Raw genomic sequence first — 16,496 nt, 5'->3', positions numbered from 1 at the left:
CACTTCCAATGACAAAATAATCAGCCTGAGCCGTCCTTGTTATTGTCGGGCACTGCTCGGTCTGTTTTGGTTTCAAGTCCGCTGTAAAGCTTGTGGGTGTCCGGATCGTATCGTTCCCGCAGTTCGTCCTTGGTGGTACCGCTCCAGAGCGAAATTCCGGTGAAGTAACCTGCCCGCCCGATGACATGAGCAGCGATCGGAGCGGTCAAAAGTATAAACACGATGAAGGCGATTGCCCTTGCCGCGACAGCGCTGTCTGAAAAGTGCAGTGCTACCCCGGCCATCGTGAGTATCGCGCCCATCGCGCCTGCTTTGGTGGATGCGTGCATGCGTGTTGGCAGGTCTGGCAGCCTGACAATGCCGATGGCCGCAAGCACCATGAATGAGGCCCCTGCCAGCAACAGGATGGAAACGAAAATTTCACTCATCCTTGACGCCTCCACGTTCCAGGAACCTGGCGAACCCTATTGCCGCGAGGAAAGCGGTGAGGGATATCACGATCGCCACATCAAGAAAACTGGAGACACCGGTATCAATGGCGTGAACCCCAACGTAGCCAACCACCACGGAAGCAATCAGCTCAAGTGCAACCACGCGGTCTGCCAGGGAAGGGCCTCGGGTTAAACGGATGAAGGCAAAAAGTAACGCCAGGGACAGCATGAGATACACAATATTAATGGCGATTCCAAGCATGGTGGGCTCCTAGCGCATAACCTTGAGGATTCGGTGTTCCAGTTCTCTCAGGTCATTTCTGAGCTGTTCCTCGTCCTGAAGAAACATGGCGTGGATGAACAGCACCCGTCGATCATCGGAAACGTCCAGGCTGAGGGTCCCCGGTGTCAGTGAGATCACACTACTGACGAACATGATCTCCATATCGGTACGTGCCTGTAGCGGAAATGCGATCACACCGGGCTTCATGTGCCAAACCGGCGTGGCGACATCGTAGGCAACCCGCAGGTTGGATTTCACCAGCTCTTTCAGGAAAAAGGCGAGGAAGGCGATTAATCTCGGAATTCTCCGGGAGTAGCCCTTCAACGCGGGCACCTGGTTTTGTAGAACCATGAGCGCAATGTAGCCAAAGCAGAAGCCGGCCAGCAGGTTCATGGCAGTGACGCTGCCACTGAGAACCACCCAGGCGATTGCAAGCAGCAGGTTCCAGAACAGGCCAATCATTTCGGCGTCCCTCCAAGAACCGCTTCTATGTATAGCTGCGGGTTCATCAACTGGTCTGCGGCCGTCTCGGCCAGAACGTAAATCGGCTGGCCGTACAGGCCAATAATGAGCGTGCAAGCCGCAAGCCCGACCACCGGCACATAGTAGGCCCAGTTGTGCGTATTTTTAATCTCGCCGTTGAGCCTGCCGACATCGGTCACATGGTCGGGAACCTTTTTCCAGAAGACTTCCGCCCAGATCTTGATCATTGAGTACAGGGTCAGCAAGCCAACCAGCAGAGCGATGGCAGAGATCACATATTCACTGGCCTCCAGGCTGGCTTTCACCACAATGAACTTGGCGAAAAAACCGGACAAAGGCGGAATACCGGCGAGCGAGAGCGCCGGAATCAAAAACAACAGAGCGAGGTACGGGCGCTGACGGTACACACCGCCCAGGTTCTTCAGCTCATAGCTCCCAAGCAGACGGTAGGTGATGCCGCTCACCAGGAACAGATTCGTCTTCACAATGATGTGGTGCATGATGTAAAACACGCCGCCAATCAGGGCCAGAGGCGTGAATAGCGCCAGCCCGAGCAGCATGTAGCCGATCTGGCTGACAATGTGGAAAGAAAGGATTCGCCGGAATTCGAACTGCGCCGCCGCGCCGAGAACGCCGGTCAGCATTGTCAGGGCCGCGGCCCAGAGTAATATGGTGTGTGTGTAGGCGACGTCCTGCGTGAAGATCAGCGTAAACACCCGATAGAGTGCGTAAACCCCTACCTTGGTCAGGAGCCCTGCAAACAGCGCTGAGACGGCGACTTGCGGCGTGTGATAGGAGGCAGGGAGCCAGAAAAACAGGGGGAACGCCGCCGCCTTGATGCCGAACGATACCATGAACATCAGCGAGACCACCGTCACCATGCCAGGGTCTTCCACGCTGTTCAGTTTCTGGGCGATGTCCGCCATGTTCAGGGTGCCCACCATCCCGTAGAGCAGGCCCACGGCGGAGAGAAAAATGGCCGACGAGAACAGGTTCAGGGTCACGTACTTGATGGCGCCTTCCATCTGGGCTCGCTCCCCGCCCAGGGTCAGGAGGGCAAACGATGCCAGCAGCATCACCTCGAACCAGACAAACAGGTTGAATATATCGCCAGTCAGAAAGGCTCCGGCTACGCCGGCGAGCAGCAGGTGCATCAGGGGGTAATAACCGAATTTTTCATGACCTTTCGGTGTTGAGGCCAGCGAATAGATTGCGATGGCAAGGCCGATAATGCCGGTTAGCACAATCATGATGGCGCCAAGAACATCGGACACCAGCACGATGCTGAAGGGCGCAGGCCAACTGCCCATTTCAACCACCAGAAAGCCCTGCTCAATGGTTGAACTCATGAGCCAGATGCCGGCTGCCAGCAACAGCCCGGTGGCAACAACTGCAAGGACCCGCTGAAGCGTGATGGAGCGCCAGAATGCCAGGGACAGAGCTCCGGCTGTCAGGGGTATCAGGATCGGGAGAACGAGTTCCGGGTTCAAGTATCCGTATCCTTCATCTTGTCCAGGTCATCGGTTCCAACCACTTCGTAGGCACGACGGATCAGAACCACGGCGAACGCCAGGACGCTGAAAGCAATCACAATGGCGGTGAGAATAAGGGCCTGCGGCAGGGGATCGGCCACTGCTCCAACGACTTCACTCGCCCCCTCGGGAATCAGCGGTGGTGCGCCCCGGGTCAAACCCGCGACCACGAAAATCAGAAGGTTGGCCGCGTTGCTCAGAATGATCAGGCCAATGACGAGTTTGACGATAGAGCGGCGCAGCATCATGTATATGCTGGCTGTAAAAAGCAGCCCAACGACATAGGCCATCAAGGTTTCCATAACTGAGCCCCCTCCCTGGCAATGAATGCACGGTTCATTCGTCCGACTCCATCAGGCTGATCACAAAGGTCATCAGCGTGCCCAGGACGGCCAGGTACACGCCAATGTCGAAAATCAGAACGGTTGATAGTTTCAGGTAGCCTTCACCGGGGAGTGGAACCTCCCACCAGAGTGCGGTAAGCATGGCCTGGCCAGTCCAGAAGGCAGGGATTGTTGAGGCGAGACCGAAGAGCAGCCCGGCCGCCAGAATATCCCGGGGGCTGACACGCAGCAGCTTGCGTGTTGATTCGGCGCCAAACGCGAAGGCATAGAGCACAAACGCACTTGCCGCCACCAGTCCACCGATAAAACCGCCACCGGGTTCGTCGTGCCCGCGCAAAAGCAGGAACACCGAAAACATCAGTTGTAGCGGCATAATCGCGAGAGCGGCGGTGTGGAGTATGAGCGTATTGGTTTTCATGGCTTGTGCTGGTCCTCCGCCCTGAGTTTGACCATCGAGTAAACCCCCATCGCCGCAAGGCCCAGAACAAAGATTTCCCCCAGGGTGTCCAGCTGCCTGAAATCCACCAGAATTACATTGACGATGTTTTTGCCGAAGGCCAGGCCATAACTGTTTTCAATGTAATAGCTGGAGATACTGTCGAAGTACTGGATATCCAGCACCGCAAGCATCAGCAGGGTCATGGTCGCGCCGGCAAAGATAGCCACGGACAGGTCCCGATAACGTTCCCACGGCGATGAAAGGTTGACGAAAGGCGGCAGTTTGAAGAGCACCAGGACCAGCAGTATCACAGTCAGGGTCTCCACGAGGAGCTGCGTGATGCCAAGATCCGGCGCGCTGAAATGGATGAATATAAGGGCCACCCCGAAACCCAGCACGCCGACTGACGCAACGGAACCCAGCCGGGACCGGGTGACACTGGCAAACACGGTGGCTGCGACAATAAGAAGAGCGATGCCAAACTCGTAGAAGTAGCCATTGCTGAAATCGAAATCCAGCTGGAAACCGTGGCGGGTGAACAGCGTGTAGCCTGTCAGACCGAAAGTGACCAGAACGAGGATCAGCAGATAGATGCCCAGAACCCCGTTCTGCAGCACCCGGGTTTGCCAGCTGGCAACCTGGGTGATCCCGAGCATGAATCGGAAATAGCCCGCCTCCGGACCAAAGCGGCTGGCGGCCGTGTTGACGGCATAAAGCGTCGGATGCAGTCGCTGCCAGGTTATGAAAAGCAGGGAGCCTGCGAGGAGGCTGGCGCCAGACAGCATCAGTGGAACATTCACTCCGTGCCACAGGGCCAGAGCCGTCGTCACCCCAGTGCCATAGACGGATGAGACTGTGGCATCCAGTACGAAGATTGCGGGCACAAATGGCACCACGCCAAAAATCAGCGCCAGAAGGGTCAATACGGCTGGGCCAATCAACATGGCGACGGGCGCGTCGTGGGGCTGTTTTGGAGTGGTGCGAACGGGACCGAAGAACGGCTTCAGGAAAACCAGTCCCGCTACGGCCACGACCAGAATCGACGAAGCGACAGCTGCTGTCAGGAGCCCCCATGGCCATACCGGCGAGTTGATAACCGACTCGAACATCAATTCCTTGGCAACGAAGCCGAAGAGTGGCGGAAGCCCTGCCAGCGACAATGCAGCCAGCCCGGTGATAACCGCAGTCCTCGGCATGCTGCGCCAGAGCCCGCCCATTTTCGTGATGTCTTTGGCGCCTGTTTCGTGGTCCAGTGCGCCCGCCAGCATGAACAGGGCGCCCTTATACAGCGAGTGCGCCACCAGAACGCAGACGAAAGCGATGATCGCCTTTTCCGTGCCGATCCCGATGAGCATGGTGAGGGTGCCCAGCGCCATGACCGTCGAGTATGCCAGCACCTTCTTGATGCCGGTGCTACTGAAGGCCAGGTAGGCGCCAGTGAGCATGGTCGCAGCGCCGAAAAACATCAGGGAGTTGCTCCACAGCGCATCCCCGTCCATGGATGAATTCAGGCGCGCCAGCAGATAGACGCCGGCCTTGACCATGGTCGCCGAGTGCAGGTAGGCAGAAACGGGGGTGGGCGCAGCCATGGCATTGGGTAACCAGAAGTGAAATGGTACCTGCGCAGACTTGGTGAAGGCTCCGATGAGTATGCAAACCGCCGCCGCGGTGTAGTAACCATGGTCGTGAATGGCCAGATCGGATGCCAGTATCTCGGAGAACGAATAGCTCCCGGTGATGAAGATCAGGAGAATCAGGCCGGCCATCAGTACCAGGCCGCCTCCCGCTGTGACGAAGAGCCCCTGCAGTGCGCATTTCCTGGCTTCTGCATCTTCATGGTTGAAGCCGATCAGCATGTAGGACGTAATGCTGGTCAGTTCCCAGAACACGAAAAAAGTGATGAGGTTATCGGATAATACCAGCCCAAGCATCGACGCCATGAACGACATCATGATGACGTAGAATCGGCCGAGATCCTTGTGGCCCTGGAGGTAGGAACCGGCATAGATCAGGATAAAGGTTCCGATACCGCTGATCAGAAGCGCGAAGACCAGTGCCAGGCCATCAACCATGAAATCCAGCGAGACACCGAGTCCGGGCATCCACTGGTTACGAATCAGAAGAGTTTCACCGCCGCTGACCGCCGGGATGAGGCTGACAAAATAGGCCGTGAGCAATGCGGGGAGAAGGGCCAGCACCCAGCCAATGTGTTTGCCTGCCACGCGATAAAGCGCGGGAACCGCCACAGCCAGCAAAAAGCCCGAAAGCACAGCCAGTAACATCATTCAAGGGTGCTCCTTTAAGACCCAAGTTAAAACGTCCTGCAGTTAACGGCGGTTTTTATAATCAGTATTTAATACGATTCCTTCTCACAAAAAGTTCTTGGACTTGTCGATTGAATTACTGGTCCCAGGGATGGCCCCGGGTGTTTTCTGTGGTGTTAACCTTCAAATGCATGGCAGCTTTTGCCAGGAAGTTGGCACTCACAGGGGCCGTCATGAACAGAAAGGCCGTGATCAGGAATTCCTCAATACCGATGCCCTGTCCAAGTGTGCTGAAGTAGATCACAGAGCTGATGACGATGGCGCCCACTCCAACCGTGGTTGCTTTGGTGGGGCCATGAAGGCGAGTAAAGAAGTCCGGTAGGCGAGCCAGGCCAATAGCGCCGATCAGGGTAAATGCGCCCCCGATGATCAAAAGCAGGCAGATGGCGAATTCAGCGTAGGGATTCATCGGATGTTTCCTCCAGGAGCATTTGTGTGCCGGGTGTGGGCTTACTCAATGACGCTGCCCCGCTTCAGATATTTGGCCATGGCGACGGTTCCAACAAAGCCCATGACAGCAATCAGAAGAGCCGCCTCAAGGTACATGCGTGTTCCGAGTGTGAGGCCGAGCAGAATAATCAAGGCAATGGCGTTGATATAGAGCGTGTCGAGTGCCAGCACTCTATCGGGTGCATCCGGTCCCTTGATCAGACGGTATACATTCAGAAGCGCCGCCACAGTGACCATGGCAATGGTGATGTAGAGGGCGATGGCTATCATTGGAACATCTCCAGCAGAGGCTTCTCGTAGCGGGTTTTGATCGTATCGATAACTGTCTGGTCGTCCTCGGCGTCAAGCGCGTGAATCAGCAGCAGCTTGTTGTCATCGCTGACGTCAGCGCTCACAGTGCCGGGCGTCAACGAGATAGTGCTGGCCAGAATTGTGATGGCCAGAGGGTGCTCCAGCTCCAGGGGATAACAGACAAATGCAGGACGTGCCGGCCTCGGGCTGAGGATGAGCCGTGCCACTTCAACACTCGCGATAACAATATCCCAGACAACGCGCAGGAGGTAGGCGGGCACCCTCCAGGCTTTGATGAATGCCGGCGGATCCGGCCAGAAGCCCTGGGTTATCTGCGGTATCGCCCATGCCAGGATCAGGCCCAGTACTGCGCTGCCACCGCTTATTCCGTCACTCAGAAACTGCCAGGTGATAAAAAGGGTAAGGCTCAGCCAGGGCTGGGGAAAACTCAGGCGATCAAGCATCAGCTGTCCTCCCTGACCATCTTGGTTTGCAGGATCTCAATATAGGCATCCTTGTTGTGCAACTGTTCGGCCGTGGCATCGGTGTAGCGGGTAATCGGGCCAGCCAGCACAACGATCACCACTGCCAGTGCAGTCAGGGCACCGGCTGCGACAGAAATCCGGCCGTTGAGCGGATCTGGCTTTTCCAGATGACCATCCACCGTGCGCCAGAAAACGATACTGCCAGCGCGGCTGTACGCGATAACGGTCAGGAAACTGCCGATCAGAAGTACTGACCAGAGCCATGCCATTTCGGTTCCCGACTGAACAGATTGCAGAATCAGGACCTTGCCGAAAAAGCCACTCAATGGCGGAAGGCCAGCCGCAGCTACGGCTCCGACCAGGAACAGCACGCTCAGGAAAGTACGGTTCTGCATTTTGGGGGCGGTAACGATTCGATCCTTGGCCGAGCCCCTCTGGTTGGCCACCAGCTCCGATACCAGGAACAGGCCGCCAACCGTCCAGGTGGTGCTCAAAAGATAGAACAGGGCAGCAGACAGACCGGCTTCGGACCCGAGCGAAATCGGTGCCAGCAAAGTGCCCACGGAAATGATGACCTGCCAGGCGACCAGGGTTTTCAGGCTGCCGGACCCCAGCGCACCAATAACCCCCATGGCGAGGGTGGCCAGGGCAATCGGGAACAGCCAGTCCATGCCCAGATTGGCGAGTTCGCCGGCGTCGTCGCCGAAGATCAGCAGATACACCCGCAGAATGGCGTATATGCCAACCTTGGTCATCACCGCAAACAGCGCGGCCACGGGCGCCGTGGCTTTGGAGTAGGCACGGGGTAACCAGAAGCATAGGGGGAGAATCGCGGCCTTGAGACCGAACACCACCAGCAACATCATGCCGCCGGCTTTAACGATGTTCAGACCTTCCCCGGACACCTGCGGAATCTTGACGGCCAGGTCTGCCATATTGAGGGTGCCGGTGACGCTGTAGATCATGCCAACACTGATAAGGAACACGGCGGAGCCTATCAGGTTCAGCACGACATAGTGCAGGCCCGGAACGGTCCTTACCGTGCCACCGCCATGCATCAGCAACCCGTAGGAGGCAATGAGCAGCACCTCGAAGGCAACAAACAGGTTGAACAGGTCACCGGTCAGGAAGGCGATGTTCAGCCCCATCAGCTGGAACAGGAAAAGTGCATGGAACTGGCGGTTGCCCTCGTCGGCACCGCCAATCGAATAGATGTGACAGAACAGGGCCAGCACGGCCGTCATGACCAGCATCAGTGCTGCGAGACGGTCCAGGACCAGTACGATCCCGAACGGTGGCTGCCAGTTGCCGAACGCATAGATGCGATAGCTGCCGTCGTCTGCCAGTACCAGAAGCACGATGGCGGAAACCAGCATCAAAACGGTTGTAGCCAGTGCCAGGGTGCGGCGAAGACTGATGGGTGCATAGCCCATGAAAGCCTGAAGAATGCCACCTAGCAGCGGAATCAGAACAGGAGCGGTAAGCCAGTGGTTCATTTACCGTTTACCTCCTCTTCCTGTTCCGGAGCAGGCGATTTGTAGGGCTGTTTACCATCCACGTGGTCGTCCTCGTTGTCCGCCAGGTTGCGCAGTGACAGGACGACAACGAACGCGGTCATGGCGAAACCAATCACGATAGCAGTCAGTACCAGTGCCTGTGGCAGCGGGTCGGAATAGCTCGCAGCCGTTCCGAGGACCGGTTGCTGGCCGGTCGCCAGGCGACCGCTGGAGAAGAGAAAGAGATTCACCCCGTAGGACAGCATGGTCAGTCCCACCACGACAGGAAAGGTGCGAGCCCGCAGAATCAGATAAACGCCGGATGCCGTCAGGGCACCAATGACCAGCGCAAAAACAAGCTCCATTATGCACCCTCCTTTTTACTCTTTATGGCGGAGTGGGGAGATATCCGGCCGATACTGACCAGCGCAAGCAGGGTAGCGCCGATCACAGTGAGATAGACGCCCAGATCAAAAATCAGTGCAGACGCGACCTCGAATTTGCCAACCACAGGCCAGGTTATGTAATCGAACGTGGAGGTCAGGAACGGATAGCCAAAGGCGAGGCTTCCGGCGCCCGCAACCGTTGCGAAGAGCAGGCCCAGGCCGATCACGTTGTGGTAACGGACAGTGATTCGGTCTTCGGTCCAGTCCATACCGCTGGCAATGTACTGGAGAATAAGGGCAACCGAAGTCACTAGGCCGGCGATAAAGCCGCCCCCGGGCAAATTGTGACCCCGCAGAAAAATGAAGGCGGATACCATCAGTGCCAGTGGCAGCATGGGCCGGGCAATCAACCTCAGCATCAGCGGGTGGGAATCCCGGGTCCATGCATGTCCCTCGCCGTCGCTGGGAGGTGGCGTCAGGGCCGTGTCCTTCAGCATGGCGTAGATGCCAAGGGCAGCAATGGCAAGGACGGTAATCTCACCCAGGGTATCGAAGCCCCGGAAGTCCACCAGGATCACGTTGACCACGTTGGTGCCGCCGCCACCGGTTTTGCTGTTTTCGAGGAAGAAATCAGAAATCGAACTGAACGGTTGGGTCAGCATCGCCAGTGTGACCAGCGTCATGCCAATGCCGGCAACCGCCGCAATGGCAATATCCCGCAACCGGCGTTTCAGTGGTGTCTCGATAGGCGTCCATGCAGGCATGTAAAAGATTGCCAGCATCAGGAGAACAATGGTGACGACCTCAACGGAAAGTTGTGTCATTGCCAGATCTGGTGCTGAGAAACGGGCGAAAGCCAGAGCCACGATCAGACCGACGACGCTCAGCAAAACAAGGGCATAGAACCTTTGACGGTGCAGGATGGCCGTTGTCAGAGCACAGAAGATCAACAGAACGGCCGCGATCCCTGTTGGTAAATCCACCGGGCTCAGTCCGTTTTCGCCGACAAAAATGCCAAGCCCGAGAAGCGGCATGGCTGCGACCGCGATAGCGCTTACCAGAAGAAGCATGGCGTATCGCTGAAGCGAGCCATTTTCGATGCGCGTGGTAAATCTGTTGGCCAGATCGACAACCCTCAGCACCACCGCTTCAAATACCGCCTTCTCATCAATTTCCTTGAACCGGGCGTGGAAGTCGAAGAAGCGTTGACGCTGGCTGTACATCAACAGTCCACCGAAGAAAGCGACGAAGCTCATGACCAGCGGCAGGTTAAAGCCGTGGTAAACAGAAAGCGTGTAGTCCGGCACATCGCCGCCAAGCGTGGCGGACGCTGCAATCTGGAGCAGCGGGCCAACGGAAACAGCAGGGAACACGCCGACCATGATGCAGGCAAATACCAGGATCTCCACCGGAAACTTCATGTAGCGTGGAGGCTCATGCGGTGGGTAGATCGGGAGATCGACGGGCTTGCCGTTGAAGAACACATCGTGGACAAAACGTGCTGAGTACGCCACCGCGAAAATACCCGCGAGTGTGGCAACGATCGGAGGTAGCCAGGCCCAGAGCCCCGGCAGGTTCAGCTCCAGGGATTCGGCAAAGAACATCTCCTTGCTCAGGAAGCCATTCAGCAAAGGTACGCCTGCCATGGATGAGGCGGCCACCATGGCCAGGGTTGCGGTGTGCGGCATGTAACGCCAAAGGCCATTGATGCGCCGCATGTCCCGGGTGCCGGTTTCATGGTCGATGATACCGGCGGCCATAAACAGGGAGGCTTTGAACGTGGCGTGGTTGATGACGTGGAAAACCGCAGCCACGGCGGCAAGCTGGGTGCCCATGCCGAACAGCAGGGTGATCAGGCCCAGGTGACTGACCGTCGAGTGGGCAAGCAGGCCTTTCAGGTCGTGCTTGAACATGGCCACATAGGCACCAATGAGCAGGGTGGCCATGCCGGTAAAACTGACCATGTAAAACCACTGTTCAGTGCCTGCCAGGGCCGGATACAGCCGGGCCATGAGAAAGATGCCGGCTTTGACCATGGTAGCCGAGTGCAGGTAGGCAGATACCGGTGTCGGTGCCTGCATGGCGTGAGGCAGCCAGAAATGGAACGGGAACTGGGCCGATTTGGTGAACGCGCCCAGCAGAACCAGGGTCAGGGCGACCGGATACATGGCATGAGCCTTTATCTGGTCTCCGGCTGCCAGAACGTCATCAAGCTCGAAGCTGCCAACAATGTTGCCGATGATCAGGATGCCGGCGAGCAGTGCAAGGCCGCCGCCGCCGGTTACCGCGAGTGCCATCCGGGCGCCACGGCGGGCGTCCTGTTTATGGGTCCAGAAACTGATCAGCAGGAACGAGGTCAGGCTGGTCAGTTCCCAGAAAATCATCATCAGGAGCAGGTTGCTTGAGAGCACGATGCCGAGCATCGATCCCTTGAAGCACAGCAGCAGGGCGTAGAACTTGCCGACGTTTTCATGGGCTTTCAGGTAGTAGCGGGCGTAAAGAATGATCAGCAGCCCGATAATCAGGATCAGCAGAGCGAATAGCAGGGACAGCCCGTCCAGACGAAAACTGAAGGAGAGGCCGAGCGCAGGGAGCCATTCGTAGCTGTGCAGCACAACGCCGCCGTCAGCAAGGGTTTCCCAATGCGGGAAAAGGGCTGCGAGTGCGATCAACGCGGGTACAGAAGATGCAACGGCAATCGCCGTTCTGCCGCCCTGGGCGAACAGGGGTGCGGCTATGGCACCCAGAAAAGGCAGTAAAACAACCAGCGGTAGCGACATCGCAACCTCGTTATTGGTTTTCTTTTACGTGAGTATTGAAGGCATGTTTGCCTGAGTCTAGTCTCCGGCCGGCCACCCTGCACATCGGGCAACGATCCCTTTACGGCATGGCGGGTGGGGTGGATCAGCAGAAGGCAGGCGGGTCCGGGAAGTACGGAAGACGTCCCCGGTGCCGCGCGATGTCAGCGGTAACAGGTGGGCGGGTAACTCTTGTGCAGCCGAAGGACCTTGCGGTCATGGTTGCTCCGTCAATGAAACTTGATTGCCGATGATACGTGCCCCGTCTGGAAGGTCAAGTCAACTTGCCATTGATCAAGTGTATACTCGCGATAAATATTTATTGAGAGAGTCCCATGAGCGACACCTATCCCAACCTTCTGAAACCCCTGGATCTCGGCTTCACTGAACTTAAGAACCGAGTGCTGATGGGGTCCATGCACACGGGCCTGGAAGATCGGTTCTGGAACATCCACAAGTTTGCGCGGTACTTTGCCGAGCGCGCAGAAGGTGGCGTGGGGCTCATGGTGACGGGCGGTTTCTCGCCCAATCTGGTTGGGCAGCTGGCCCCGCTTGCCTCGACCATGAACAATCGGGCAACGGCTCTTTTGCATCGTCATGTGACCGGCGCGGTGCATGAGGCCGGCGGCAAGATCTGTATGCAGATCCTGCACGCAGGGCGTTATGGCTACCAGCCTCTGATTGTCTCGGCGTCGGCAACCAAAGCGCCGATCAGCCCGTTCAAGGCCCGCGCCCTTTCCTCGAAAGGAGTTGAACGTCAGATCAACGATTTCGTCAGTGCCGCGAAGCTCGCGAAATTTGCGGGTTATGATGGCGTCGAGGTGATGGGCTCCGAAGGCTATTTCATCAACCAGTTTTTGTGTGAGCGGACCAACAAGAGAACGGACAAGTGGGGTGGCCCTTACGAGAACCGTATGCGCCTGCCCGTGGAGATTGTCCGCCGTATGCGCGAGGCTGTTGGGCCTGAATTTATCATTATCTACCGGTTGTCCATGCTGGACCTGGTCGAGGGTGGCCAGACCTGGGATCAGATCGTGACGCTGGGCAAGGCCATTGAGCAGGCAGGCGCCACCATCATCAATACCGGGATTGGCTGGCATGAAGCCCGTGTGCCCACCATCGTTACCTCGGTTCCCCGGGGCGGCTTCGCCGATGTCACCGCCAAGTTCTATGGAGAAGTGGATATCCCGGTGTGTACCACCAACCGCATCAACACCCCCGAAAAAGGAGAAGAGATTCTCGCCGCCGGAAAGGCGGATATGGTGTCGATGGCCCGGCCTCTGTTGGCGGACAGCGAGTTTGTTCGCAAAGCCGAGCAGGGGCGCAGTGACGAAATCAACACCTGCATTGCCTGCAACCAGGCGTGTCTTGACCATGCCTTCCAGGCCAAGCGGGCATCGTGCCTTGTAAACCCGAGGGCCTGCCACGAAACCGAGCTGGTGTTGACGGTAGCGCCGGTTGTGCGCCGGGTCGCAGTGGTGGGGGCCGGACCTGCGGGGCTGGCAGCAGCGACCACCGCCGCGAAACGGGGCCACAAGGTGACCCTTTTCGACGCGGACGATCGGATTGGCGGTCAGTTCAACTACGCCAAACGCATCCCGGGCAAGGAAGAATTCTACGAAACCCTTCGTTATTACCAGCGCCAGATAGAGCTGTTGGAGATCGACCTGAAGCTGGGCACGCGCGTGGACGCGGACTCACTCAAGGCCCAGGGCTTTGATGACGTGGTGATCGCCACTGGCGTGAAGCCGAGAACACCGGCAATTGAAGGCATCGATCATCCCAAGGTGCTCGGGTACCTCGATGTGCTTCGTCACAACAAACCGGTTGGTGAGACTGTGGCGGTTATTGGTGCCGGCGGTATAGGCTTCGATGTCAGCGAGTTCCTGACACACGACTTCAGCCACCATCCCGAAGGCGAGCAGGTCAGCGTTGCCGACTGGCAGGCGGAATGGGGCGTCAACCCGGACTTCGATGGCCCCGGAGGCCTGGCCGAGCGCCAGCCAACACCGTCGCCCCGAAAGATTTACCTGATGCAGCGAAAAACCGGCAAGGTCGGCGGCGGTCTGGGCAAGACGTCGGGTTGGGTGCACCGCAACAGCCTGAAGCACCGTGAAGTCGAGATGCTGAGGGGCTGTCGCTATGAGCGGATTGACGACCAGGGTCTGCATATCTCACTGACCGACAAAGATGGCAAGGTCACGGAGAGTCGGGTGTTGGCCGTGGACAATGTGATTATTTGTGCAGGCCAGGAACCTTATCGGGAACTTTTCGACGAGTTATCGGACTCTGGGGTGACCGCGCATCTGATCGGCGGTGCAGACGTCGCCGAAGAACTGGACGCCAAACGGGCCATCCGGCAGGGAACGGAAGTCGCAGCCAAATTATGACATTACTAATTGCCTTCGCAGTGCTCTCGATTGGCTTCTCCTTTTTATGCTCCATTCTAGAGGCGGCCTTGCTTTCGGTGACTCCGAGCTACATCGCCTCACTGAAAAAAGAGAAGCCGAAGCTTTTCGCCCGGTTGCGAAAACTGAAAGACGATGTGGACGATCCCCTGTCTGCAATCCTTACACTGAACACGGTTGCCCACACCGTGGGCGCAACTGGCGTTGGCGCCCAGGTAACGGTGGTTTTTGGGGAAGCCTGGCTCGGCATTGCCTCTGCGGTAATGACCCTGGCTATCCTGATATTCTCGGAAATTATTCCCAAAACCATTGGCGCCAAATACTGGCGGAGTATTGCGCCACGGCTGCCAGCTATTCTGGGGTTCATGATCAAGGCGCTGCTGCCGTTCATCTGGTTGTCCAAACAGGTCACCCGCCGAATTGGGTCTGGTGAGGCCGACGTTGATATCCGTGCGGAGATCAGCGCCCTGGCGGAGATCGGCAAGGATCAGCAGGCCCTGGACGAAGACGAACGGCGCATGATTCACAACGTCCTGCGATTCCACGAGATCAAGGTCAGTTCCGTGATGACACCAAGGACGGTCTGCAAGTACGTTGATCCGGACATCACTTACGACCAGTTCCGGGAGCAGGTCAGCAAATCACCGTTCTCCCGATACCCGGTAATCGATGAGGAAGGCGAGGCGCTCGGGTACCTGCATCGGGCAGACCTGATCAACCTCGATTCCGATGTCGACCTGCTCGATCACATGCGCAAGATCAAGCGAGTGAAAGGCAACACCAACATCGAATTCCTGTTTTCGGACATGCTGCGAGAGCGGCAACACCTGGCCGTCGTCTATGACGAATTGGGAACCTGGCTGGGAATAGTGACGCTGGAGGACATACTGGAGACACTTTTGGGCACGGAAATCATGGATGAAACCGATAATGTCTCGAACCTCCGCCGGTATGCGAAGCAGCGCTGGAGCCGGCGTCTGAAGAAGTATGGCTCCGGATAGAAGGGTTTGGTTTGGTTAGCGGGCGGCTTTCAAGGCATTTGAAATCGCCTCGGCTTCAGCTTCAAGTACCTGACTTCGAAGGCTGTTTCCCTGCTGCAGTGCCTGCTCGATCTGCTTGCGCTTCATGTCGTACAGCCTGCTCAGAATCTCTGCCTGGCTTTGTCTGATCGGTGCATTCATGGCGGACCTCCCCATAGTGACACCTGTCGGTATTCTTTACGTTTCAGGCCGAACATTGGCCTTCATTGGAAACCGATGCATAACCCGGGCCAGGCAGGACCGACCAGACATTACCTGACAAAGCGAGAGCGGTAAGCACCGGGTGAAAGCCCAGTATGTTTGCGGAACAGACGCGTGAACGAACTCACGTCTTCGTAGCCCACCAACTGGGTGATTTCATCAATCGGTAACCGCGATTTCTCCAAATGCTGACGTGCCACCTCAATCCGTAGAAGTTGCAGATACCCGGTGGGCGTGTCACCAGTGGCTGCCTTGAATCGGCGAATCAGAGAACGCTCGGTGAGTCCGCTGAGTGAAGCCAGGCGTTGCAGGGAAACAGGTTCGCGGTAATGACTGTCCAGCCAGTCCTGCAGCTTCAGAATGGCGGCATCAGAATGGTAACGGCGAGCCTGCAGGGCGCTGTAAGGCGCCTGACTGGTCCGCCCCGCATCAATCACAAACGCCTTCGCCAGCTCCCGCGCCACCTGAGCCCCCGCGTAACGTTCGACCAGATAGATCCCCAGATCCCACCAGGCCATGCCGCCCCCGGCACAGGCAATGTCGCCGTCCACCGTTACCAGCTTGTCCGGCTGAAGGTTCACCGCCGGAAAGCGCTGGCGGAACTGATGGCTGAAGCCCCAATGCGTCGTCGCCTGACGACCATCCAGCAGCCCCGCCTCGGCCAGCATGAACGCACCGGTACAGTTACTGGCTACCCGCACCTGCCCGGCGTCTGAAGACCGAAATGCGCTCAGCCATTCAATAAGCTCCGAATTCCCGGCCAGAACGACTTCGATAGGACCACCAATAGTCGGTATCACCACCAGATCGCTGTCGTCGCCACCCGGTAACAAATCGTTCCAGGCTCCGTCTGGCTGAATGGTCAGTCCGTTAATGCAGCGGCAGGGCGCTCCGTCCTTCGTCAGAAGCCGGGTTGTGAATCGGGGTGTCGGCGCTTCATCGTTAATTCGCGCCCAGGTAACGCCGGCAAGACGGAAAAGATCAATAATGCCAGTGATGGCGCTGGCTAAAGCGCCATCAAAACCGATAACAGAGACCGTTCGCATGCAAACTCCAAATTAGGCCATGAGTGGCAATATTGACCATAATTATGTCATAAACGCCG

Annotated in this window: 17 protein-coding genes; 2 read left to right on the top strand and 15 right to left on the bottom strand. The window is 57.4% G+C overall.

Going from position 1 to position 16,496, the window contains the following annotated elements; genetic code table 11:
- Window positions 1–20: 20 nt before the first annotated feature.
- The 13 genes from mnhG to HP15_RS12825 all read right to left on the bottom strand — a co-directional run bounded on the left by mnhG (window position 21) and on the right by HP15_RS12825 (window position 11,724).
- Window positions 21–428 (bottom strand): monovalent cation/H(+) antiporter subunit G, encoded by a 408-nt coding sequence (gene mnhG / locus HP15_RS12885; RefSeq protein ID WP_014577876.1) that lies wholly within the window; start codon window positions 426–428, stop codon window positions 21–23.
- Window positions 421–693 (bottom strand): monovalent cation/H+ antiporter complex subunit F, encoded by a 273-nt coding sequence (locus HP15_RS12880; protein ID WP_014577875.1) that lies wholly within the window; start codon window positions 691–693, stop codon window positions 421–423. Before HP15_RS12880 ends, mnhG begins: the two co-directional genes overlap by 8 nt.
- A 9-nt stretch (window positions 694–702) precedes the next feature.
- The gene (locus HP15_RS12875) at window positions 703–1,176 is read right to left on the bottom strand and encodes a Na+/H+ antiporter subunit E (protein WP_014577874.1); all 474 of its coding nucleotides are present in this window, start codon (window positions 1,174–1,176) and stop codon (window positions 703–705) included.
- A complete protein-coding gene (locus HP15_RS12870) occupies window positions 1,173–2,687 on the bottom strand; it encodes a Na+/H+ antiporter subunit D (protein WP_014577873.1) in 1,515 nt (504 codons plus the stop codon). Before HP15_RS12870 ends, HP15_RS12875 begins: the two co-directional genes overlap by 4 nt.
- Window positions 2,684–3,031, bottom strand: a complete 348-nt coding sequence (locus HP15_RS12865) for a Na+/H+ antiporter subunit C (protein WP_014577872.1) — start codon at window positions 3,029–3,031, stop codon at window positions 2,684–2,686. Before HP15_RS12865 ends, HP15_RS12870 begins: the two co-directional genes overlap by 4 nt.
- A gap of 34 nt (window positions 3,032–3,065) precedes the next feature.
- Entirely contained in the window at window positions 3,066–3,491 is a 426-nt protein-coding gene (locus HP15_RS12860) for a Na+/H+ antiporter subunit B (protein ID WP_041645418.1), read from the bottom strand.
- Entirely contained in the window at window positions 3,488–5,797 is a 2,310-nt protein-coding gene (locus tag HP15_RS12855) for a putative monovalent cation/H+ antiporter subunit A (RefSeq protein WP_014577870.1), read from the bottom strand. The genes HP15_RS12860 and HP15_RS12855 overlap by 4 nt, the downstream gene beginning before the upstream one ends.
- Window positions 5,798–5,912: 115 nt before the next feature.
- A complete protein-coding gene (locus tag HP15_RS12850; protein WP_014577869.1) occupies window positions 5,913–6,245 on the bottom strand; it encodes a Na+/H+ antiporter subunit G in 333 nt (110 codons plus the stop codon).
- Window positions 6,246–6,286: 41 nt separating this feature from the next.
- Window positions 6,287–6,556: a K+/H+ antiporter subunit F gene (locus HP15_RS12845; protein ID WP_014577868.1), complete on the bottom strand. Its 270-nt coding sequence runs from the start codon at window positions 6,554–6,556 to the stop codon at window positions 6,287–6,289.
- Window positions 6,553–7,041 carry a Na+/H+ antiporter subunit E gene (locus HP15_RS12840; RefSeq protein ID WP_014577867.1) on the bottom strand — a complete coding sequence of 163 codons (489 nt, stop codon included), beginning with the start codon at window positions 7,039–7,041 and terminating at the stop codon, window positions 6,553–6,555. The genes HP15_RS12845 and HP15_RS12840 overlap by 4 nt, the downstream gene beginning before the upstream one ends.
- A complete protein-coding gene (locus HP15_RS12835) occupies window positions 7,041–8,558 on the bottom strand; it encodes a monovalent cation/H+ antiporter subunit D (RefSeq protein WP_014577866.1) in 1,518 nt (505 codons plus the stop codon). Before HP15_RS12835 ends, HP15_RS12840 begins: the two co-directional genes overlap by 1 nt.
- The gene (locus tag HP15_RS12830; protein ID WP_014577865.1) at window positions 8,555–8,923 is read right to left on the bottom strand and encodes a Na+/H+ antiporter subunit C; all 369 of its coding nucleotides are present in this window, start codon (window positions 8,921–8,923) and stop codon (window positions 8,555–8,557) included. The genes HP15_RS12835 and HP15_RS12830 overlap by 4 nt, the downstream gene beginning before the upstream one ends.
- Window positions 8,923–11,724 (bottom strand): monovalent cation/H+ antiporter subunit A, encoded by a 2,802-nt coding sequence (locus HP15_RS12825; protein WP_014577864.1) that lies wholly within the window; start codon window positions 11,722–11,724, stop codon window positions 8,923–8,925. Before HP15_RS12825 ends, HP15_RS12830 begins: the two co-directional genes overlap by 1 nt.
- A gap of 353 nt (window positions 11,725–12,077) precedes the next feature.
- Here HP15_RS12825 and HP15_RS12820 point away from each other — a divergent pair, with 353 nt between their 5' ends.
- The gene (locus HP15_RS12820; protein WP_014577863.1) at window positions 12,078–14,132 is read left to right on the top strand and encodes an NADPH-dependent 2,4-dienoyl-CoA reductase; all 2,055 of its coding nucleotides are present in this window, start codon (window positions 12,078–12,080) and stop codon (window positions 14,130–14,132) included.
- The gene (locus tag HP15_RS12815) at window positions 14,129–15,151 is read left to right on the top strand and encodes a CNNM domain-containing protein (RefSeq protein ID WP_014577862.1); all 1,023 of its coding nucleotides are present in this window, start codon (window positions 14,129–14,131) and stop codon (window positions 15,149–15,151) included. Before HP15_RS12820 ends, HP15_RS12815 begins: the two co-directional genes overlap by 4 nt.
- 15 nt (window positions 15,152–15,166) lie before the next feature.
- Here HP15_RS12815 and HP15_RS22370 read toward each other — a convergent pair whose 3' ends face one another.
- Together HP15_RS22370 and HP15_RS12810 are read right to left on the bottom strand one after the other, a co-directional pair.
- Window positions 15,167–15,331, bottom strand: coding sequence for a hypothetical protein (locus HP15_RS22370; RefSeq protein ID WP_014577861.1), 165 nt, complete (start codon window positions 15,329–15,331; stop codon window positions 15,167–15,169).
- Between the two features lie 110 nt (window positions 15,332–15,441).
- Window positions 15,442–16,437 (bottom strand): GlxA family transcriptional regulator, encoded by a 996-nt coding sequence (locus HP15_RS12810; RefSeq protein ID WP_014577860.1) that lies wholly within the window; start codon window positions 16,435–16,437, stop codon window positions 15,442–15,444.
- Between the last annotated feature and the right edge of the window lie 59 nt (window positions 16,438–16,496).

This window comes from Marinobacter adhaerens HP15 (genome assembly GCF_000166295.1).
GTDB lineage: Bacteria > Pseudomonadota > Gammaproteobacteria > Pseudomonadales > Oleiphilaceae > Marinobacter > Marinobacter adhaerens.
Note: the sequence above shows the minus strand (reverse complement) of the source record. Positions and strands in the feature narration are given on the sequence as shown.

Bases quoted from the DNA above. Each gene is read 5' to 3' on its own strand.
- HP15_RS12830 (WP_014577865.1), bottom strand. From the start codon at position 8,923: ATGGAGCTTGTTTTTGCGCTGGTCATTGGTGCCCTGACGGCATCCGGC.
- mnhG (WP_014577876.1), bottom strand. From the start codon at position 428: ATGAGTGAAATTTTCGTTTCCATCCTGTTGCTGGCAGGGGCCTCATTC.
- HP15_RS12835 (WP_014577866.1), bottom strand. From the start codon at position 8,558: ATGAACCACTGGCTTACCGCTCCTGTTCTGATTCCGCTGCTAGGTGGC.
- HP15_RS12825 (WP_014577864.1), bottom strand. From the start codon at position 11,724: ATGTCGCTACCGCTGGTTGTTTTACTGCCTTTTCTGGGTGCCATAGCC.
- HP15_RS12820 (WP_014577863.1), top strand. From the start codon at position 12,078: ATGAGCGACACCTATCCCAACCTTCTGAAACCCCTGGATCTCGGCTTC.
- HP15_RS12810 (WP_014577860.1), bottom strand. From the start codon at position 16,437: ATGCGAACGGTCTCTGTTATCGGTTTTGATGGCGCTTTAGCCAGCGCC.
- HP15_RS12850 (WP_014577869.1), bottom strand. From the start codon at position 6,245: ATGAATCCCTACGCTGAATTCGCCATCTGCCTGCTTTTGATCATCGGG.
- HP15_RS12815 (WP_014577862.1), top strand. From the start codon at position 14,129: ATGACATTACTAATTGCCTTCGCAGTGCTCTCGATTGGCTTCTCCTTT.
- HP15_RS12875 (WP_014577874.1), bottom strand. From the start codon at position 1,176: ATGATTGGCCTGTTCTGGAACCTGCTGCTTGCAATCGCCTGGGTGGTT.
- HP15_RS12855 (WP_014577870.1), bottom strand. From the start codon at position 5,797: ATGATGTTACTGGCTGTGCTTTCGGGCTTTTTGCTGGCTGTGGCGGTT.
- HP15_RS12865 (WP_014577872.1), bottom strand. From the start codon at position 3,031: ATGGAAACCTTGATGGCCTATGTCGTTGGGCTGCTTTTTACAGCCAGC.
- HP15_RS12860 (WP_041645418.1), bottom strand. From the start codon at position 3,491: ATGAAAACCAATACGCTCATACTCCACACCGCCGCTCTCGCGATTATG.
- HP15_RS12840 (WP_014577867.1), bottom strand. From the start codon at position 7,041: ATGCTTGATCGCCTGAGTTTTCCCCAGCCCTGGCTGAGCCTTACCCTT.
- HP15_RS12880 (WP_014577875.1), bottom strand. From the start codon at position 693: ATGCTTGGAATCGCCATTAATATTGTGTATCTCATGCTGTCCCTGGCG.
- HP15_RS12845 (WP_014577868.1), bottom strand. From the start codon at position 6,556: ATGATAGCCATCGCCCTCTACATCACCATTGCCATGGTCACTGTGGCG.
- HP15_RS22370 (WP_014577861.1), bottom strand. From the start codon at position 15,331: ATGAATGCACCGATCAGACAAAGCCAGGCAGAGATTCTGAGCAGGCTG.